At 37.7% G+C, this 21,001-nt stretch carries 19 protein-coding genes and 1 other annotated feature; of the genes, 4 read left to right on the top strand and 15 right to left on the bottom strand.

What is annotated here, in order from left to right; all coding sequences use genetic code 11:
- The 3 genes from miaA to AC6R0T_RS03560 all read right to left on the bottom strand — a co-directional run bounded on the left by miaA (position 1) and on the right by AC6R0T_RS03560 (position 2,342).
- Positions 1-924: a tRNA (adenosine(37)-N6)-dimethylallyltransferase MiaA gene (miaA, locus tag AC6R0T_RS03570; RefSeq protein ID WP_303753362.1), complete on the bottom strand. Its 924-nt coding sequence runs from the start codon at positions 922-924 to the stop codon at positions 1-3.
- An 8-nt stretch (positions 925-932) separates the two neighbouring features.
- Positions 933-1,679, bottom strand: a complete 747-nt coding sequence (locus AC6R0T_RS03565; RefSeq protein ID WP_282461471.1) for a glycerophosphodiester phosphodiesterase family protein — start codon at positions 1,677-1,679, stop codon at positions 933-935.
- A 150-nt stretch (positions 1,680-1,829) separates the two neighbouring features.
- Positions 1,830-2,342, bottom strand: a complete 513-nt coding sequence (locus AC6R0T_RS03560; RefSeq protein WP_396140065.1) for a hypothetical protein — start codon at positions 2,340-2,342, stop codon at positions 1,830-1,832.
- A 266-nt stretch (positions 2,343-2,608) separates the two neighbouring features.
- Between AC6R0T_RS03560 and clpP the strand changes: the two genes are divergently transcribed.
- Positions 2,609-3,190 (top strand): ATP-dependent Clp endopeptidase proteolytic subunit ClpP, encoded by a 582-nt coding sequence (gene clpP, locus AC6R0T_RS03555; protein ID WP_206904265.1) that lies wholly within the window; start codon positions 2,609-2,611, stop codon positions 3,188-3,190.
- Positions 3,191-3,325: 135 nt separating this feature from the next.
- Here clpP and AC6R0T_RS03550 read toward each other — a convergent pair whose 3' ends face one another.
- The 4 genes from AC6R0T_RS03550 to AC6R0T_RS03535 form a co-directional block, all read right to left on the bottom strand.
- The gene (locus tag AC6R0T_RS03550) at positions 3,326-4,264 is read right to left on the bottom strand and encodes an NADP-dependent oxidoreductase (RefSeq protein ID WP_206904267.1); all 939 of its coding nucleotides are present in this window, start codon (positions 4,262-4,264) and stop codon (positions 3,326-3,328) included.
- 174 nt (positions 4,265-4,438) lie between these two features.
- On the bottom strand, positions 4,439-4,927 hold the full coding sequence (locus tag AC6R0T_RS03545; RefSeq protein WP_230711367.1) for a gamma carbonic anhydrase family protein: 489 nt from the start codon (positions 4,925-4,927) through the stop codon (positions 4,439-4,441).
- A gap of 213 nt (positions 4,928-5,140) precedes the next feature.
- Entirely contained in the window at positions 5,141-6,904 is a 1,764-nt protein-coding gene (locus AC6R0T_RS03540) for an ABC transporter ATP-binding protein (protein WP_230711369.1), read from the bottom strand.
- A complete protein-coding gene (locus AC6R0T_RS03535; protein ID WP_206904277.1) occupies positions 6,901-8,634 on the bottom strand; it encodes an ABC transporter ATP-binding protein in 1,734 nt (577 codons plus the stop codon). Before AC6R0T_RS03535 ends, AC6R0T_RS03540 begins: the two co-directional genes overlap by 4 nt.
- 268 nt (positions 8,635-8,902) lie before the next feature.
- Here AC6R0T_RS03535 and AC6R0T_RS03530 point away from each other — a divergent pair, with 268 nt between their 5' ends.
- From AC6R0T_RS03530 to rnjA, 3 genes are read left to right on the top strand one after another with little or no spacing between them, the layout of a single operon-like run.
- Positions 8,903-9,154 carry a hypothetical protein gene (locus AC6R0T_RS03530; RefSeq protein WP_206904280.1) on the top strand — a complete coding sequence of 84 codons (252 nt, stop codon included), beginning with the start codon at positions 8,903-8,905 and terminating at the stop codon, positions 9,152-9,154.
- Between the two features lie 19 nt (positions 9,155-9,173).
- Entirely contained in the window at positions 9,174-9,386 is a 213-nt protein-coding gene (gene rpoY, locus AC6R0T_RS03525) for a DNA-directed RNA polymerase subunit epsilon (RefSeq protein ID WP_206904283.1), read from the top strand.
- A 1-nt stretch (position 9,387) separates the two neighbouring features.
- Complete coding sequence (rnjA, locus tag AC6R0T_RS03520) at positions 9,388-11,064, top strand: ribonuclease J1 (RefSeq protein ID WP_206904288.1); 1,677 nt, start codon at positions 9,388-9,390, stop codon at positions 11,062-11,064.
- Between the two features lie 200 nt (positions 11,065-11,264).
- Here the strand turns inward: rnjA and AC6R0T_RS03515 are convergent, their stop codons facing one another.
- From AC6R0T_RS03515 to AC6R0T_RS03480, 8 genes are all read right to left on the bottom strand, one after another.
- Complete coding sequence (locus tag AC6R0T_RS03515) at positions 11,265-11,465, bottom strand: cold-shock protein (protein ID WP_016172708.1); 201 nt, start codon at positions 11,463-11,465, stop codon at positions 11,265-11,267.
- A gap of 151 nt (positions 11,466-11,616) precedes the next feature.
- Complete coding sequence (radC, locus tag AC6R0T_RS03510; RefSeq protein WP_206904289.1) at positions 11,617-12,294, bottom strand: RadC family protein; 678 nt, start codon at positions 12,292-12,294, stop codon at positions 11,617-11,619.
- A gap of 57 nt (positions 12,295-12,351) precedes the next feature.
- Entirely contained in the window at positions 12,352-13,008 is a 657-nt protein-coding gene (locus tag AC6R0T_RS03505) for an HAD family hydrolase (RefSeq protein WP_303753363.1), read from the bottom strand.
- Positions 12,998-14,317, bottom strand: coding sequence for a bifunctional folylpolyglutamate synthase/dihydrofolate synthase (locus tag AC6R0T_RS03500; RefSeq protein WP_303753364.1), 1,320 nt, complete (start codon positions 14,315-14,317; stop codon positions 12,998-13,000). The genes AC6R0T_RS03505 and AC6R0T_RS03500 overlap by 11 nt, the downstream gene beginning before the upstream one ends.
- Before the next feature lie 361 nt (positions 14,318-14,678).
- Entirely contained in the window at positions 14,679-17,318 is a 2,640-nt protein-coding gene (locus AC6R0T_RS03495; protein ID WP_303753365.1) for a valine--tRNA ligase, read from the bottom strand.
- 238 nt (positions 17,319-17,556) lie between these two features.
- Positions 17,557-17,767, bottom strand: a binding site (T-box leader).
- A gap of 41 nt (positions 17,768-17,808) precedes the next feature.
- Entirely contained in the window at positions 17,809-18,300 is a 492-nt protein-coding gene (gene tpx / locus AC6R0T_RS03490; RefSeq protein WP_282461477.1) for a thiol peroxidase, read from the bottom strand.
- Between the two features lie 84 nt (positions 18,301-18,384).
- On the bottom strand, positions 18,385-19,050 hold the full coding sequence (locus AC6R0T_RS03485) for a redox-sensing transcriptional repressor Rex (RefSeq protein ID WP_206904304.1): 666 nt from the start codon (positions 19,048-19,050) through the stop codon (positions 18,385-18,387).
- 250 nt (positions 19,051-19,300) lie between these two features.
- Positions 19,301-20,893, bottom strand: a complete 1,593-nt coding sequence (locus AC6R0T_RS03480; RefSeq protein WP_303753366.1) for a SpaH/EbpB family LPXTG-anchored major pilin — start codon at positions 20,891-20,893, stop codon at positions 19,301-19,303.
- Positions 20,894-21,001 lie beyond the last annotated feature (108 nt).

Here is a 21,001-nt window from a genome sequence, read left to right as displayed (position 1 = left end):
CTACTCCTCCAACCACGCTTGTATTTTCTGCTGCAAAGCTTCAATTGCTTCTGGTTGCGTAATCAAATCGACCCAAGTTGTCACTTCCATTCGGTTACGAAACCACGTTAATTGTCGTTTTGCGTAACGTCTTGAATCTAATTTAATTGCCTCTTTCACCTCATCAAGACTAATTTCACTTTTAAAATAAGGGAAAAATTCGCGGTAACCAATCCCTTTTGCCGCTTGGACATCTTCATAATCTTCTAAAAGGGTTGCTTCTTTTGCTAATCCAGCAGCAAACATCAACTCTACCCGCTGATTAATACGCTCATAAAGCACCTTTCGCTCTGTGGTTAAAGCGATTAAAAAATCATCGTAAAGCTTTTGCGGTTCATCTTTAGGTTTTGTAATGCTATGACCGGTTAAATCAAAGACTTCTAATGCACGGATGACTTTTCGCTCATTATTAAAATGAATTTTTTCAGCGGCTAGTGGATCTTTTTTTAAAAGCAGCTGCCACAAAGCCACTCTCCCCTCTTTTTGGGCGTAAGCCTGATATTTTTGTCGCAAATGCTCCCCTTGTTGCCCGAAATCTTCTGGCGCGCCTAATTTATAATCATAAAGCAGTGCCTGGATATAAAGACCTGTTCCGCCAACAACAATGGGCAGTTTACCTTTGGCTGAGATTGCCGCAATTTTTGCTCGCGCTTGTTTTTGAAAATCAGCAGCTGAATACGCTGCTGTAAAATCACAAATATCAATCAGGTGATGGGGAATGTCCGCGGCTTCTTTTTTGGTTACTTTGGCTGTCCCAATATCCAATTGACGATAAACTTGTAATGAATCCCCGCTAATAATCTCACCATTGAATTTTTGGGCTAGCTTAATACTTAGTGCTGTTTTTCCCACACCAGTTGGCCCTGCAATCACTAATACTTTCATTTTTATCCTCATTTATTTGGCTTATTTCGTGCATTTTTTACATATTGCTGTACTTTTTCTGGGAAATTGGTAATAATTCCTGCCGTATTTAACGCAACACATTCTTTCACTAGGGTTTCATCATCAATCGTCCAAGGACGCACGGCTAATGGTAAATCAGGTAACGTTGCTTTATTTTTCAAAACCCAGTCGATTTTAGGATGGATACCTTCAATATATGGCCGGTCCAGTGCTTGAAGTACCTTTTTATCACTGGTGCTTAAAATCAAATCTAGTTGTGTGTCAGGTTCTAATTTATGAATAATATCTAAGGAATCAATATTAAAACTACAATACCAATGTTTAAAAGGCCAAAGACGACTTGTCATTAAAGTAGCTGTTTTCATTTCGATTTCAGGATAATGGTAGTGATCGGTTTTTAGTTCAATTAACAATACTCCTCGGAAATTGCGCATGACTAATAAATCCAACACTTCTTTTAAGGTTGGTACTTTAGTATTTTGATAGCTTTCAGAAAACCAACTACCGGCATTTAATTTTTTTATTTCAGCCAGGTTTTTTTCTCGAATCAAGCCTTTTCCATTTGTCGTTCGCTCAACGTCTTCATCATGCATCACAATTAGGTGACCGTCTTTTGACAAATGAACATCTAACTCAATCACGTCACTATCTGCCCGCACTGCTTCGGCAAAAGAAGGTAGTGTATTTTCCGGTCGGCTACCACTGGCACCGCGATGGGCTACGATTTGTGTCATCACCGTTGCCTCCTTATCTTTTTCTTCATTAGTAATTGTACCACTTCTATCTGTATTTTATGTACCAGACAGCTACTCTAACATGAAATAAATACCGCAAAAAAGATGAGAAGACACCTTGCATCAGCTTCTCATCTTTTTTTAAAATTATTACGCGCTAAAATAGGTCAACGTACTATCTGAAAGTCGCTTTAACTCTGTTTTTCTTTCATTGATCAATTCTGTTAAATCGTCGGAAAAATGCTCCATAATCACACGACCACCCTTATAAGCGTAACCTCCAACTTTAATCGTTTCATCTGGTGACAAAATAACTTTTCGTTGCGCAATATTTTTGAAAAACTCTTCTAAAATATAGTTTGGTAAATAAAAATTATTTTGAGCTGCAAATGATTGCAAGTAAGCATAGTCATCAATTGTGATATAACAATCATCAAAGGCATCAAAGCTGACATATTCTTCCATTAAGACGCTACGCTTTTGTAAAATTTCATTGATTTTTTTATTTAATTGGTTTAAGGTTTCAATTTCTTTTACTTTGTGTTCCAAAGTTCGTCGTTTTTGCTCTTTTTTCTCGTCATAACGAATACGTAAATTAAAAGCAATGGTAACGATTAAAGCACCCACCAAAACACCAAAAAAACCGGCTGCTGCTACTGCTATCATATTTTTCCTCCTTAAATTCTCTTGTCTTTTATTTTAGCATAACTTCTGTGGGATTCGCATTTTTTAACTGTTTTTAGCCACCCTTTTGTTATCTATTTTGATCTGCTATTTTTGTTAGCAAAAAAATATTCATTCTCCGAGTTTTTCATTTGACCTATTTTGACCTATTGGTTATACTTCTTTTTAGAGGTTATCGCTTAAATGTGCTAAACTTGAGACGTACAATAATTAACGTCGATTTGATTAAAGGAGGACTTTACATTATGAATTTAATTCCAACAGTCATTGAACAATCATCCCGCGGCGAAAGAGCGTATGACATCTACTCACGTTTATTAAAAGACCGCATTATTATGCTAAGCGGTCAAGTTACTGACGACTTAGCAAACTCAATCATCGCCCAATTACTTTTCTTGGACGCACAAGATTCTGAAAAAGATATCTATGTATACATCAACTCACCCGGTGGTAGCGTAACAGCTGGGATGGCAATTTACGATACAATGAACTTTGTTAAAGCCGATGTGCAAACAATTGTAATGGGCATGGCTGCTTCAATGGGCTCATTTTTATTAACAGCTGGCGAAAAAGGCAAACGTTTTGCTTTGCCAAATGCCGAAATCATGATTCACCAACCATTAGGTGGTGCACAAGGCCAAGCAACTGAAATCGAAATTGCAGCGCGTCACATCTTACAAACCCGTGATCGTTTGAACCATATCTTAGCCGAACGCACAGGTCAACCACTAGAAGTCATTGAAAAAGATACTGATCGTGATAACTTTATGACCGCTGAACAAGCGAAAGAATACGGTTTGATTGACGAAATTATGGTGACAAAATAATTGATAAAAAAAAGAATTGAGACTTTTGTCTCAATTCTTTTTTTGTTTACCTTTTATTATAGTCACCAAAAATTCAATTTGTTAGATTACTTGTGCTGCTTTCTTTTTTTAATTAAAAGAGTTCCCTTTTATCATTTAGGATTGGGCGATAACAATTTTGCCAGCAGCTGGATGACCCGCAATTTTTTCGTGAGCCAAAATGACGCTGCGCAATTCAAAAGGCAAAACTTCTGCAATATTAACAACCAATTTGCCATCCCCATAAGCATTTAGCAAATATTCAAAAGCAGTTTGGTCCTGGTATTCTTTTTTAGGGGCAAAACTTAAATACGTCCCATCTTTACGATCTGCTGGATTTGGCAGCTCATTTAAAGCAACGTATGTTCCGCCAGGTTTTAAAATTTTCAGACCAAGATCTGCACTTTTACTCCCTTTTGTCGCGTCAATTACAATATCCGCCTGTTCAAAAAATGTTTTTGCCGGACTCGCTGTATCATAGGCAACAAACTCATCTGCTCCCCAGTTTTTAATTTTCGCTTCATTTTTTTGGGCCGCACTTGCTAGAATATGATTTTTATTTTGATGCAACATTTGTACAAGTAAAGACCCCACTCCACCAGAAGCACCTAACACCATCACGGTTTGACTACTGTCAACCTGTAGGAGTTCAAAAAGTAAATTGTACGCTGTGATTCCGGTTGTAACTATGCTTGCTGCTTTGGGAAAACTCATTGTCTCAGGGATTTTTGCCGCTTTTTTATTTGGCAAAACGACCTCTTGCCCATAGGTTCCGCTAATTGGGTGAATCACTACACGATCGCCAACAGCAAAATCTGTTTCACCAGGAAAAATTTCTGTCACGATTCCAGCCGCATCATTGCCCATTACATAAGGAAATTTCAAACTGCGAAATTCTTGCTGCGCCCCACTTCGCAAAGAAATATCATAAGGATTAACGGCAAAAGCCTGCACTGCTACCCGGATATGGCCTGGGGTAATTTCTCTTGGTTGGTCTGTAATTGTCTCAAATACATCATGGGGCTTTCCATAACCAGTTATAGCAAAACGTTTCATCAAAAATTCCTCCTTTTTACCTTTGTCTAAAGTGTAGCGAGGAAAGAAAAAAAGCGCAACGATTTGCGCTTTAACTGCTTTCACAAACCGATGAGTCAAATTTGATCTCCAAACTTGCAATAAGATCTCAGTTTTCGTTTAAATATCGAAACTTTGTTAAAAGAGCTCTTATCTTTACTGACTTACCTCTGAATATTTTCCTGCTTGAAATTCTTGGCCCAATTGACAATAGTGGGTGATATTGGCTTTATTTTTAGCAATTTCAGCTTGTGTTAAAGGGCGGATAACTTTGGCTGGTCGTCCAAAAGCCAAAACATTTGGTGGGATAACCGTTCCTTGCGTTACCAAAGAACCTGCGCCGATTAAACTATTTTCACCGATAACGGCGTGATTTAATACAATCGAACTCATGCCAATTAGTGCGCCTTGCTCAATTTTGCAGCCATGAAGCATGCATTGATGTCCCACTGTAACATCCTTTGCAATTTCTGTCGGTGCGTCATGGTCAACATGAATAATCGTACCGTCTTGAATATTGGTGCGATCACCAATCTTGATAAAATTACTATCCCCACGAATCACACTGTTAAACCAAACAGTGACGTCTTTGCCCAAGGTTACATCCCCAATGACAACAGCATTTTTTGCGATAAAGTTTTTCATAATTTTCTTGTCATCTCCAAAAATTTTTCTACATTATATCACAGGATCAACAACAAACGCTGTTAAGTCCACAGATAATTAAAGGGTTATTTAGCTAAAAATACCTGCAGATACCTTTTTTTACTTTTCAAATTGTCTGATGAAAGTTTTATACTTTCCGTCAGGCAAGAAAAAACGAGACAAAAGTTAGATACCTTTGTCTCGTTTTTTTAATTAATCGTAATCTCCATCTTCAGCAAACTGACTTTGATAGAGCTTGCTATAAAAGCCACCTTCAGCTAATAAGCTTTCATGGGTGCCTTTTTCAATAATTGAACCTTGGTTCATCACTAAAATTAAATCAGCATCACGAATAGTAGATAGACGGTGGGCAATAACAAAACTTGTGCGCCCTTCCATGACTTTGTCCATTGCCTTTTGAATTAAAGCTTCCAAACGGGTATCGACAGAACTTGTCGCTTCATCCAAAATTAAAATCTTCGGATCTGAAATAACTGCCCGCGCGATGGTTAACAATTGTTTTTGCCCCAAGGAAACATTATTTCCTTCTGCATTAATCATCATTTCATAACCGTCTGGCATCGTGCGGATAAAATGATCCACGTTGGCCGTCTTAGCGGCATCCACTATTTCATAATCCGTTGCATCTAATTTCCCAAAACGAATGTTTTCACCGATAGTTCCTTCATAAAGCCAAGCATCTTGCAATACCATCCCAAAAACCGAACGGACATCGCTACGCTTCATTTTTTGCGTATCGACACCGTCAATTTTGATGGCACCAGCATTTACATCATAAAAACGCATCAATAAATTAATTAGCGTTGTTTTCCCAGCTCCGGTTGGCCCAACAATTGCCACCGTTTGCCCTGCTTTTACAGTAAAATTCAAATCTTTAATCAACGGTTTATCTAAAGCGTAACTAAATGAAACATGGTCAAATTCCACATCACCTTTTACCACTGCTGGTAAAGGAATATCAGCATCATTTAATACTTCTTCTGCTTCATCTAAAATTTCAAAAACGCGGGTTGAAGCAGCTGATGCGCTTTGTAAAACAGAAGAAAGCTGTGTGATATTACCTAAAGGCTGACTGATTTGCCAAATATATTGAATAAAGGCTTGCAGTTGTCCAACAACAATTACACCGCCAATAACGTAATAGCTCCCTAAGACCGCCATTACAATATACGTGATATACGCAGTCAGCGAAACAAGCGGCATCATAAGCCCCGAAATAAAGGACGCTTTAAACCCAAAATGTTTTAATCGGTGATTGACCGTTTTAAATCCGTCTAAGGTTTCTTTTTCCCGACCGTAGACTTTTAGCACACTAAAACCGGTCATATTTTCTTGGACGTAACCATTTAAATCTCCCAAAGCATTTTGCATTCCTTGGAAATATTTTTGGGACATTTTAATAATTCCTCGTGAAATCAACATTGAAGCCGGAATCATAATAATCGATATCAAGGCCATTGGAACGTTGATGTAAAACATCATTGCAAGTGCCATAATAATTCCCAAAACTGCGTTGACAATTCCGATTAAGGCTTGTTGCATCGCACCACTAACCGCATCGACGTCATTGGTTACACGGGATAAAATATTTCCTTGTTGATTTTTATCAAAGTATGAAACTGGCAGACGATTAATTTTTTCATCAATATCTTGCCGCAGGTCATACATTGCACTTTGGACCACATTGGTTATCAGCAATCCTGACAGCAATTGGGCGATACAATAGCCCACCCCCACTGCAGTAATCCAAATCAAACATTTAAAGACATAATCAAAGTTAATCTTTTGTCCCTCTGCAATATTTTTAGCAACTTCTGTTGTGGGCAAACCTGCAACATAGGGCATTGCTGCATTTAAGGCCACCGTCAAGACGACAAAAAATAAAACTAAAAGAGCCGTAATTTTATAAGGGCTCAAGTAACGAGCCAAACGTTTTAAAGAAGAGAATGATTTCATTGTGCCAATTCCTCCTCTGATAGCTGAGAAGCTGCAATATCATAATAAATACTGCAATTTTTCAGAAGTTCTTGGTGCGTTCCCATTCCAACAACATTGCCTTCATCTAAAACAATGATTTTGTCAGCATGCATAATTGTCCCAACTCGTTGCGCAACAATTAGAACTGTCGCGTGGGTCGTTTCTTTTTTCAAACGAGCCCGTAATTTGGCATCTGTTTGATAGTCCAGTGCCGAGAAACTATCGTCAAAAATATAAATTTCTGGATCGCGAATAATCGCACGGGCAATCGCTAAACGTTGCTTTTGACCACCGGAAAAATTAGTGCCGCCTTCTGACAATTCGGCATCAAAGCCCTTTGGTGTTTGGCTAATAAAATCGGCAGCTTGCGCAATATCAACTGCCCGCTGCATATCAGCTTGGGTAGCGTCTAATTTTCCATAACGTAAGTTTTCAGCAATCGTTCCAGTAAATAAGAGCGCCTTTTGGGGAATGTAACCAATTTTTTGCCGTAAACTTTTTAAGCGGTAATCTTTTACATTGACCCCATCAATGACCACTTCTCCTTCACTTACATCGTAAAAGCGCGGAATTAATTGAATTAAAGTGGATTTACCAGAACCAGTACTGCCGATAAAGGCGACTGTTTCACCGGGTTGTGCGGTAAAACTCACATTACGAATCACTGGGCTTTGGGCATGACCCGGATAAGCAAAGGTAACATTTTTAAATTCGACATAACCCTTTGTTGCTGTTGTAGTAACGCCATCTTCTTTTTCAACAATTTCAGAAGTTGCATCTAACGCTTCTTGAATACGGCGAGCAGAGACAGCTGCTCTTGGATACATCATAAAGACAGAAGCAAACAGCATGAAAGAAAATAAGGCATGGAAAATATATTCGATAAAAGCAATTAAGTCCCCAATTTGCAGACTGCCTTGGTCAATTTTGATTGTCCCATTCCAAATAATTAAAACCATCACGATATTAAATAAGAAGAAAAATCCTGGTTGTGCTACTGCCATTAAGCGAAACAAACTTTTTGAGCTAGATGCATAAGCCTTATTTACTTTTTCAAATCGATTTTCTTCAAATTTTTCATTAACAAAAGCACGAATTACCCGCAAACCAGACAAATTTTCTCGTAAAATAGCGTTGATTTTATCCAAATTCCCTTGTTGTTTTGTCGATAAGGGATCAGAGAATTTGGCAATTGCAATCACCGCTAAAAGTAAAATCGGTAAGGCCGCTAACACGTACCAGCTTAAAGATGGGCTCGTTCGAAAAATCATATATAAACTGACAATAAACATCATAGGGGTCATAAAACCAGTTCGCAAAATATTTTGCATGAATAACATAATTTGATAAGCGTCATTAGTCACTCTGGTAATTAAAGAAGACACCCCGATTTGTTCGTATTCATAATGGGAATATCCTTGTGTTTTTTCAAATAGATCATCGCGAATATCCGCCGTAATGTTGGTTGTAATACGGGTCGTGAAGTAGCCCAAGAGAATATTCATCACCACTCCCAACACAGTAATAATAACCATTAACAGCCCCAACTGCTGTACTTGACTAAAACTTTTGGCTGGAATAGCTGCATCAATCATCCGCGCTAAAATAGTTGGTAAACCCAGCTCAATGATAATAAAACCAAAGACACAGATGAAATCAAAAAGTAATAGTTTTTTGTAGCGCATTGTATAATGCCACATCAATTTCATTTCTTTTCCCCCTTTATTAAAATGAAGACAGGCACTGCCTGTAAACGCGTAAAATTAAAACAGATAGCTAATGAAAGAAAAATGGACACCCCTTTTAAAAACCTCAAAGGGTGTACCTGAGCATGAATAAATTTTCGCATTACCTTCACTATACCACAGTGAAATTTTTAATTGTAGATAAAATCAGCAGAAATTTACTGAATGTAACCCCTTTATGCCCTTTGCCTTTTCTATACTTATTGAAAAATCTATGCTAAAATATCAGTAATTGGGCGCAAAAAACGCCAAAGGAACGGTTGAATTAAAAAATAAGCGGAAAGTAAAGACGAGACTTTCTCTTTTTGAAAATCAGCTGATTTTCAAAAAGCATCCAAAATTTAGCGGAGAATTTGCTGACAATAAAAAGTTATTTGCTTTATCTATGCAAAAATTTTTTTCAAAAGTTGCTCCCTTATTTTTTGATTGCCATAATTCTCGTATTTGCCATCATTTAGATGCCATTTTTATACCGTTTAATTAATAATAAAGGAGTCAAACAGATGATCTACAAAATTTATTATCAAGAAACAAAAGTACGCAATCCAAAAAGAGAACAAACCCTATCGATTTACGTAGAGGCAGCCGATGAAGTCACTGCCCGCGCATTAGTTGAAGAACATACCCCATACAACATCGAATTTATTCAAGGGCTAGACGAAAATCATTTAGCTTATGAAAAAGAAAATGCCGACTTCAAATTGACGGAGTTTTAAAATGAAAGTCTCTTTGAAGAACAACGAAACCGGCGTCTTCGGAATCGGTGGTCTCGGTGAGATTGGAAAAAACTGTTATGGGGTACAATTCCAAGATGAAATCATCATCATTGACGCTGGGATCAAATTTCCAGAAGATGAATTACTTGGAATTGACTATGTCATTTCCGATTATAGTTACATCGTGCAAAACTTGCCAAAAGTTAAAGCCCTTGTAATTACTCACGGTCACGAAGACCATATTGGGGGAATCCCCTACTTATTGCGCCAAGCCAATATTCCAATATACGCTGGCCCACTTGCTTTAGCTTTAATTACCAACAAATTGGATGAACACGGACTACTGCGTGATGCCAAACTTCATGAAATTAATGAAGATACGATCATTCGTTTCCGTAAAACTTCCGTTAGTTTTTTCCGCACGACACATAGCATTCCAGATGCTTTAGGGATTGTGGTGAAAACACCATCTGGTAATATCGTTCAAACGGGTGATTTTAAGTTTGACTTTACACCCGTAGGAGAACCTGCAAACTTGCACAAAATGGCACGAATTGGGGAAGAAGGCGTTTTATGCCTTTTATCTGATAGTACCAATGCGGAAATTCCAACTTTTACCAAATCAGAGAAAATTATTGGTACGTCAATTTTAAAAATCTTTGAAAAAATTGAAGGACGAATCATTTTTGCCTCTTTTGCTTCCAACATTTTTCGACTGCAACAAGCTGCTGATGCTGCCGTTGCAACCGGACGCAAAATTGCAGTCTTTGGTCGGAGTATGGAAAATGCCATGATTAACGGTCAGAAATTAGGCTATATAAAAGTTCCCGATGGCACTTTTATTGATGCCCATGAAGTTAATCGCTTGCCAGCAAATGAAGTTTTAATTTTATGTACCGGCTCCCAAGGTGAACCCATGGCAGCTTTAAGTCGCATTGCCAATGGTACTCACCGACAAATTCAAATTCAGCCAGAGGATACCGTGATTTTTTCAAGTTCACCAATTCCAGGAAATACAACGAGTGTTAACCACTTAATCAACTTGTTGATGGAAGCTGGCGCAGAAGTAATTCATGGTAAAATCAACAACATTCATACTTCTGGTCATGGCGGCCAAGAAGAACAAAAATTAATGTTACGTTTAATGAAGCCAAAATACTTCATGCCTATTCATGGGGAATATCGGATGTTAAAAATCCATACGCAATTGGCTCAAGATACTGGCGTACCAAAAGAAAATTGTTTCTTAATGGAAAATGGTGATATGCTAGCTTTAACTGCAGACAGTGCCCGAATTTGTGGTCATTTCAACGCTGGAGATGTCTATGTTGACGGTAGTGGTATCGGTGATATCGGAAATGTTGTCTTGCGCGATCGCCATATCTTATCAGAAGAAGGATTAGTTTTAGCCGTTGCAACGGTTGATCTTGCTAAAAAAGAAATTTTAGCTGGTCCAGATATTTTATCCCGCGGTTTTGTTTATATGCGGGAATCCGGTGAAATGATTAACGAAGGTCAAACACTGCTTTTCAAAGCCTTAAGAGAAGCCATGAATCAGCCTGATTGTAATGAGTTCAAATTAAGAGAAGCAATGTCGAATGCTTTGCAACCTTATTTATTTGAAAAAACCGAGCGTCATCCGATGATTTTATCCATGATTATGACACCGGAAAATTAATTTAAAGTAACGACTACGGCACAGTTTAATATTTAAAATATCCCAGTACAAAAGAAAGAGCAAAGCTTAACACAGCTTATTCTTCTTTTAGTACTGGGGTATTTTTATTTAGCCTTAAAATAAGCGCTCCAACTCACCATTATTAAATAAAAAAATCCTCAGAATAAATTCTGAGGATAAAATGCCTATTTAAAAATAGTTTAGGCTTTTTCTACGTTAGTAGCTTGAGGACCGCGGTCTGATTCTTCAACGTCGAAAGTCACTGCTTGACCTTCTTCTAAAGTTTTGAAACCGTCGCCTTGGATTGCAGAGAAATGTACGAATACATCGCTGCCATCTTCACGTGAAATGAAGCCAAAACCTTTTTCTGCGTTAAACCATTTTACTGTACCATGTTCCATGGGTGAAAACCTCCTTGTGCTTTGCACGAATTGATGTGTAACGTTGTTGGCAAAGAATAGAGGTGACCCAAATGTTTCAACTTCTATCGCTAAACCGCTAAACAAAATTACACTAATATTTTACACTTGCCCGATTTTTTTTGCAAGCCTGCTAATTCCATAAACCTTCTTCCCGCAAGCTAATGTATTCGCTACCACCAATCACCAAATGATCCAATAATTCAATTCCCATCATTTCACCACATTCCTTTAGTCTTTTAGTAAAAACGATATCATTATGAGAAGGGGTTGGACTACCAGAAGGATGATTGTGGCAAATCACTATCCGGGCAGCAGCAATTTTCACTGCTATTTTAAAAATCTCACGGGGATGGGCAATCGATTGATTTAACGAGCCAATAAAAATTGTCTTTTTTTGTAAAATTTGATTTTTTGTATTTAAATAAATACACAATAAATGTTCCTGCTCGTAATCTTTCATCTCCTCGGCTAACATACAACCCAATTCATAACTTGAAGAAACATGTCCGATTTTAGGACATGACGCTTTTCCTATTCGCTGTCCCAATTCAATTGCAGCCAGTAATTCTGCTGCCTTTGCTTCTCCAATTCCTGAAATTTTAGTTAATTCCTGTAGTTCTGCTCTTTTAAATTGATATAAATCACCAAAGTAATGCAATATTTCTGCAGCGAGCTCACCTGCAGTAGCTCCTTTATAACCTGTTCGCAAAATAATAGCTAATAATTCTTGTTCTGAAAGCACTTTTGCTCCTTTTTCCTTTAAACGTTCTCGTGGACGCATACTAAGTGGTAATACTTTTTTCCCCATCAAAAAACTCCTTTGCACTCTTTTAAATAAGATACGCAAAGGAGTTGTCATTCATTTTTAACTTAGATAGTTTTTTACTTCATGTAAAGAAGGTAAAACAGCGCGTGTCTTTGCTGCTAACACTTCATCTGGAGGAAGTAAATCCGGGATCATAATTACCGGAATATTCGCTTGAAATGCGGCTAAAACGCCATTTTGTGAATCTTCTAAAACTAGCGTTTCTGCCTTTTTGGTCCCTAGAATAGCTTGTGCTGCTAAAAAAATTGCCGGATCAGGTTTAGCCCGCAGTACATCTTCACACGAGACAATCTTAGGAAAATGCTTGCTTAAATCGGCTCGAAACAATAATTCATCGATTACTTTACGTTGATTACTAGAAGCGATGATCCAGTCTATTTTTGCCGCTTGCAGATAAGCTAACAGCTCCATGACCCCCGGTTTTAAAACCGCCTGACCACTAGCAAACATCATTTTCGTATTCTCATAGGAAGCTGCAATAAAATCTGACACTTGTGTTTTACCGAATTTGTGATCAAACATTTCGTGATAACGTTTTATTACCTCTTCATCTGAAATGCCGAGTAAATCTAGATACAAGTCTTTATCATAGGGAATGCCAAATTTATCTGCCGCTTTTTGGGCACCGGCATAATAAAGTTGCTCCGTATCAAAAATTAATCCGTCCATATCAAAGATAACACCTTTAACTTGCATGTGCGCCTCCCATTTCTAGCAATAAGCTTCTTACCTCTGAAACAAAATACAATGAGCCAGTTACAAGTAACAACGATTCATCATCCATTTTTTCTAAAATCTCGGCCAAACCAAATTGCCATAAAGAAACAATCGACACCCGCTTATCATCAATATTGACAAAATCATCATCTAATTTGATTGCTCTGGGGTAATCAAATGTCGTTAAATAAATATGACCATTTTTTAGTTTTAGTAATTCTTGTAGCATTTCAGTGACATTTTTTGTCTCTAAAGCTGAAAACAAAATATGCAATTTGCGACCTTTGAATTCATCTTGCATGGATTCAACTAAGCGCTTCATAGCATGGGTATTATGTGCACCATCTAAAATAATTAATGGTTCTGAGCTAAGTCGCTCCATGCGAGCTGGCCAAAACGTCTGTTGCAAAGCTTTTTTAATTTCTTTTTCCTGCCAATTAATCTTGTTTAATGCACAATACAATTCAAATAACTGAATTGCAACCCCCGCATTTTCCGGCTGATGACGTCCAATTAGCGCTGTTTTTAAATTTTTTAATTTTCCGTTTTGATTACGAAAATCAAACCATTCGCCCCAATTATCATCTGGATGCAAATAAGTGACCTCGTATTCTTTACCAAAGCGATAAATTTCGGCATTATTTTTTGTGGCGGTATCTATAATGACACCTAATGCATTATCTGCAATATTCCCCGTTACAACTGGAATGTTTGGTTTAATAATCCCGGCTTTTTGCGCTGCAATCTCCTCTAAGGTGTCTCCTAGAATTTCGGTATGGTCATAACCAATCGTCGTTATCCCAGTCAACATCGGCTCCACGATATTGGTAGAATCTAACAATCCGCCTAGACCTACTTCAATAATTGCAACATCGACTTTACCGACAAAGTAATCCAAAGCCAGCGCTGTTAATACTTCAAATTCCGTAATGCCGCTAACCGCTTCTTGCTGATCTAATTTTTCAACTAATGGTTGGTACTTATTTACCAATGTGACCAATTCTTCATCCGTGATAAATTTGCCATTAATGGCAATTCTTTCGTGGAAACTTTCAATATAAGGTGACGTGAAAGTGCCAACGACAATCCCTGCTTCTTGTAACATTTCTTTTAAATAGCTAACAGTTGAACCTTTCCCATTGGTACCGGCAATATGAATTGTTGGTACTTTTTTTTCAGGATGATCAACTAAAGCTAATAATGCTTTAACGCGCTCTAACCCTGGTCTTTGGCCAAAGGGTCTGCGACTGTGAATCCATTCAATTGCTTTACTTCCCGTTTCTACCATTTTTCCCACCTCACCGCTTCATTATAACAAACTCCTAGGTAAAGAAAAAAACAAATCGTTGCCATTAGAAAATACAGCTTAGTTTCATCTCACATTTTTACAACTAAACCATTGCATCACCAGACACTTATTTTGTCTAATTTCATCACTGAACTTTCATTAACCATAGTGCTATTCCTTTTTTAATCTCGATAAAAAGAGAGTAAGGACCTGTGCCCTTACTCTCTTATTTATTTGACGCCATATTTTTCGTTCTTTTAAAAATAAGCGATTTATTCAAATAGGTATAAAAATCACCTTAGCTTTTTTATTGCTAAAACAAAACACTCATTTCTAATTTAGCTTGATAATACCAAGTGCTTTACTTAATCGTCCGCAATTGTTCAATTCGTTCACTAACTGCCTTTTGTTTATCTAAATAATCGGCTTCTTTGGCCCGCTCTTCTGCTACGACAGCCTCAGGAGCATTTGAAACAAAACGTTCGTTAGCAAGTTTACCTTGGACGCGTTTTACTTCATTGTTCCATTTTGACAATTCTTTTTCTAAACGTTGCAATTCTTCATCAATATTGATTAGACCTGTTAGTGGCAAGTAGATTTTTGCACCCGTTAAAACAGCAGACATCGCAAGTTCTGGTGCGTCAACTTCTCCTGAGATCACCAACTCTTCTGGGTTGCAGAAGCGTTCAATATAGTTTTTATTAGCAACTAGAAATTCATCAATTTCAGCATCTGTGGTATGAATTAACAAAGTAATTGGTTTAGATAATGGTGTATTCACCTCGGCACGAATATTTCGTACCGCACGAATCAATTCAATTAAGAATTCCATGCCTTTTACAGCTGCTGCATCGTTAAATTCTGGTTGAACAACTGGATAAGCTGCTGTTACTAGTGACGTTCCTTCATGAGGCAATTTGCTCCAAATCTCTTCTGTTACAAATGGCATGATTGGGTGCAACAAACGCAAGATTTGATCTAGTGTGTAGACCAAAATACTCTTGTTCATTTGTTTAGAACTTTCATCTTCTCCGTATAAAACTTCTTTACTCATTTCAATATACCAATCACAGAAATCATCCCAAATGAAATTGTATAATTGACGACCAGCTTCACCAAATTCAAAGCGATCAAACAAGTCGGTTACTTTTTCAACTGTCTCATTTAAACGGGTTAAAATCCAGCGGTCTGCCACTGTTTTTTCCCCATTTAGATTAATATCTGCAGCGGTCATACCTTCGACATTCATCAAAACAAAACGAGCAGCATTCCAAATTTTATTGATAAAATTCCAGGCAGCATCCATTTTTTCATAACTAAAACGCACATCTTGACCAGGAGCAGAACCATTGGATAAGAACCAACGCAAGGCATCTGCCCCATATTTGTCAATGACATCCATTGGATCAATCCCGTTACCAAGCGACTTACTCATCTTCCGCCCTTGTTCATCCCGAATTAGCCCATGAATTAAAACGTTGTTAAATGGACGTTCACCAGTAAATTCCAAACTTTGGAAAATCATCCGGCTAACCCAGAAAAAGATAATATCATATCCGGTAACTAATGTATTGGTTGGGAAATAGCGCTTGTAATCTTCACTATCTGTATTAGGCCAACCCATAGTTGAAAATGGCCACAAAGCAGAAGAGAACCACGTGTCCAATACATCTGGATCTTGAACCCAGTTTTCACTATCGCTAGGTTCTTGCATACCGACATACATTTCTCCGGTTTCTTTGTGATACCAGGCTGGGATTTGATGTCCCCACCACAATTGGCGCGAAATTACCCAGTCATGAACATTATCCATCCAACGCAAGAATGTTTGATTAAAGCGTGGTGGGTAAAATTCAACGGCATCTTCTGTTGTTTGGTTTTCAATTGCTTCTTTGGCAAGAGGTGCCATCTTCACAAACCATTGTGTTGATAAGCGGGGTTCCACCACTACGCCGGTCCGTTCTGAATGCCCAACATTATGGTTCATTTTTTCAATTTTAACCAAGCGACCGATTTCTTCTAAATCTGAAACGATTAATTTTCGAGCAGCAAAACGATCCATACCAGCATATTTTCCTGCTAAATCATTCATCGTCCCGTCATCGTTCATGACATTTACCCGTGGCAAGTCGTGACGATTTCCTACTTCAAAGTCATTGGGATCATGAGCTGGCGTAATTTTTACAACCCCAGTTCCAAATTCACGGTCAACATATTCATCGGCGATAATTGGAATTTCTTTATTCACTAATGGCAAAATAACGGTTTTGCCAATATATTGTTGGTACCGCTCATCTTCTGGGTGAACCGCAACCGCAGTGTCTCCTAACATAGTTTCAGGACGGGTTGTCGCAATTTCCAATTCACCTGTTCCATCACTTAAAGGATACGTCATATGATAAAAAGCACCTTCAATATCTTTATGAATCACTTCAATATCTGATAAGGCAGTGCGGGCTTGCGGGTCCCAGTTGATAATATATTCACCACGATAAATCAGATCTTTTTCGTATAAGGTAACAAAAACTTTGCGGACTGCTTCTGACAACCCTTCATCTAAAGTAAAACGTTCCCGAGAATAATCTAAAGAAAGACCCATTTTAGCCCATTGCTCACGAATATGATCGGCATATTCATCTTTCCATTCCCAAACGTTATCAATAAATTTTTCCCGACCTAAATCATAACGAGAGATTCCTTGTTCCCGCAATTTTTCTTCTACTTTGGCCTGCGTTGCAATACCGGCATGATCCATTCCTGGTAGCCATAACGTATCAAAACCTTGCATCCGTTTTTGGCGAATAATCATATCTTGCAAGGTTGTATCCCAAGCATGACCTAAGTGTAATTTTCCGGTAACATTTGGTGGTGGGATCACAATAGAATAAGGTTTTGCTTTTTTATCCCCACTTGGTTTAAATAAATCTTCGTCCAACCATTTTTGATAACGGCCTGCTTCCACTTCTTGTGGATTATACTTTGTTGATAAATTATCAGACATTTTTTTGCCCCCTTAAATTTTAAAAATTAACTAGCCTTTGCAAATCAAAACTTTAATCTCAACCGCCTGTAAACTAAACAATAAAAATTCCGCGCTTGATTTCTCGCATGAAAAATAATTTTTCATGCTAAAACATCTTCGCTATAAAATGAATCCTTGCTACTTTAATAAACCAATAAAAATTATTCTTAAAACTTAAATCTGTTTAACAATAAAAAAAGTCCTAAGATGCCAAGCATCTTAGGACGTAAATTTACGCGGTACCACCTAATTTGTAGATCACTCTACCTCTTAAGCGTGAGTTAACGGTCACGAAACGTTTGATTTTACTAAAATTTCCAATCAAAGACTCCCAAGCTACCTTCGCAAAACTTACGTGGAAATCTCTCAGCTGTGATTTCCTCTCTCAAACGCAGTCTTCTACTACTCCTCTTGTTCAACGTCTGGGCTTATTCTACAATGAAGCATACCAAGTGTCAAATCAGAATTTTTAAATTAAACTTTTCGCCGCTGCTAGCGCTTTTTCATAATCTGGCTCTTGACTAATTTCTGGTACAATTTCCCGATATTGAATCACGCCTTCTTTATCCAAAACAAAAATAACGCGGGCATAGTGATTGGTTGCTGGAATTAATAAATGATAGTTTTCATCCATCGTATTATCCGGATCATGAAGCATTAACATATCTACACCTTCTTGCCCACACCAAGCAGCTTGTTCTACTTTGGTATTATTTGAAATAGTGGCAAAATTAAGCTCTTTTATTTGGCTTGCTTCCATATTAAAACGTTTGGTTTGAATAGCGCAAACACGGGTATCAATATCTGGCACAACACTTAAAATTGTTGGTTTATCTAAAAAATCGGTAACCGTATGTTTAACATCTTGCAAGTCTGCTAAAGTAAAAGCTGGCGCTTTTTCACCAACGGCTGGTTGTTCACCGGGTAATGTTACGGGTTGGCCTTTTTTTGTTAATTCCATTTTATCTTCTCCTTTTACTGATGTTGTTAAATATCTTGCTACATTCAGTATAGATAAGGATCGGTAAAAAACCAAAGATACTGCTTAACTATTTGCCACCGCTGTTTTATCTTGATACGTTTGGTCAAAGAAAATCAACGTCTGTAATTCTGTCGTTAAGTCGATGTATTGCACATGCACATTTCCTGGTACGTCCACGCGGTCTGGTGCAAAATTTAAAATCGCCGTAATCCCCGCTTTTACAATCACATTTACTGCTTCTTGCGAGAACTGACTTGGCACAGTCGAAATTGCAACCGTCACACACTTTTCCTTTGCAATTGTATCAAATTCGGCCATACTGTAAATTTCATGACCATCAATCACTTTTCCGACTAAATCTGGATTATTATCAAAAACGGCAACAATATTCAAATTACTATTACGCCGAAAATTGTTGTTTGCTAATGCTTTCCCTAGATTCCCAAAGCCAACTAAAGCAATTCTTTTTTCTTCATTGGTATCTAAAATACTATTAAAAACCTCAATCAAATAACTAACATCATAGCCATAACCACTTCGACCCAATTCCCCTAAATGGGAAAAATCGCGTCGAATAGTAGCAGAAGGAACTTGTGTGATCTCTGCAAATTCTTTTGATTTAATTCGTTTAATACCGGAGTCTTGTAACATATTTAAATAGCGTAAATATAAAGGCAAACGTTTCGCTGTTGCCTTAGGAATCTGTTTTAACTTACTATCTTCGACCATGATTGGCTCCTTTGTTCGTTTTTTCACATAGTCAGTGTATCATGCCACAGACATCCTCGCAAGTTATTTTGATAGCAAAACAAATTCACAAAGTTTTTTTAATAACAAAAAATGATAGATCTATCTGTTAGTCACAAAATTAAAAAAAAATATCAATTCAATTTGCCTCATATTTTTGCCAGAATCTCGCAGCAAGGCTTTTTACGAAAAAAAAGGAAAGCCGCAGCTTTCCTTTTTCAAGTATTAAATTTTATACTTCTTCGTTCACTTTAGATTTGCGGTACCAGATGAATGCACCTGCCATCAATGCCACACCTACTGCTAGGAATGCGATGATACCAGTGCCACCAGTTGAAGGTAAAAGACCTTTTTTAACGTTATCTACAGTTTTTGATGGAATTAACGTTGTTGCACCTTCAGCTGTATTAGGAGCGATTGTAAATTGTACAGGAGCATCTAATTTAATATACTCATTAGGCGCAGCTGTTTCGTGCAAGTCATACTCGCCATAATCTAAACCTTCTACATTAATCACACCATTTGCATCTGTTTCTAATTCAGTAGCGCCATTTGCAGCTAATACATATTTGCCATCTTTTTTTGTGAATTTTAAAGCTTTAGTTGTATCCTCTCCATGTTTAGTAATAACAAATTTAGCACCAGCTAATTTTGCTTTTGTGTTTTTATCTTGCTTAACAAATGTATGGCCACCATAAATTAATTTTGGTGTCTCATAAGAATAATTTTTGTCCCCAACTGTCACAGTTGCTTTATTTCCAAACTTTTGATATTCTTCTGCTTCGTCTGTTACTACCATTTGGTAAGAAGCAGTAAAGGATTTGCCTGCTAATGCTTGTACAACAGCTTGATCAACTTTAAAGTCAACGGTAAAGCCACCATCGTTAGTATTTGCAGTAATTGTATAGTGAGTGCCTGCAACTAGTCCAGGACCACCTTCTGACGGGGTAATCGTCACTGCGCCATTAATGTCGCTGTCACCCTCTGGTACAACTAATTCTAACCCTTTACTTGGTGTATCAGTAAAACCATATGAAGTTTTATCTTTGATTTTAGCTGGAATAGTGAAGTTAATAGTAAAGTCGTGAACTTTTCCTACTTCAGTCCCATAGATATGGTTTGTTTTGTCAGCATCTGTAAGATCAACTTCAGTCAATCCATCTGTATCTAAGTGCTTGCCATCTGTAAATGTTACATCTTTTGGATACAAATGTGCAGTTGTTAAATATTTACCAGCACTATTTGTCAATGGTAGTGAAACAATTAATGGAGCTGCATGTGTGCCCACATTATCTGGAATTGTTGTTTCAATAAACATATACACGCTATGCTTGTCATTAGTTTTGTATGCTAAGTCATTAAATTTCGCAATTCCATCTTCACCGTCGACTTCGGCAGTAGTAACTTCAGCCTTAGCTTCCGCTCCCATGTCAGTATATTTTTTATAGTCTTTTGCACCAATTGTTGTGCTAGAACCTTTTTCGATTCCTGCAGCAACTGCTTGTGCTTTTGCGATAGCTGCAGCTGCATCAGAAACTTCACCATCTTTAATTAAGCCATAAACAAAATCGGTGATATTAAATGCCGTAAAACCAGCGCCATTTAAACCCTTACCGCCAAAATTATTCATTAATTCACCAGTATTTGCCTTTGAATCTGGCATTGTATCAAATTCTTTTTTGTGGAGAACCATATTAATTGTACCAGGTTCATTATCAGCAGTCCCGGTCGCCTCTGCAGCCCCTCCAACAATTCCGCCAACAAACAATGGTACTAACATCGTAATAATTGCCAACAGTCCAAACAACTTCGATTTGTGTTTCATTTTGTTTCCCTCCCTCTTTCTTTTAGCTAGACTTCATCATTTTTTTTTGGATTTCTAACCTAAATTAATCATATCAGAGGATTTTATAGGGGGCAAAGTTTAGCCAAA

This window comes from Enterococcus sp. S86.2 (assembly GCF_059834485.2).
The sequence above is the reverse complement of the archived record's forward strand: the minus strand, read 5'-3'. Positions and strand labels throughout refer to the sequence as shown.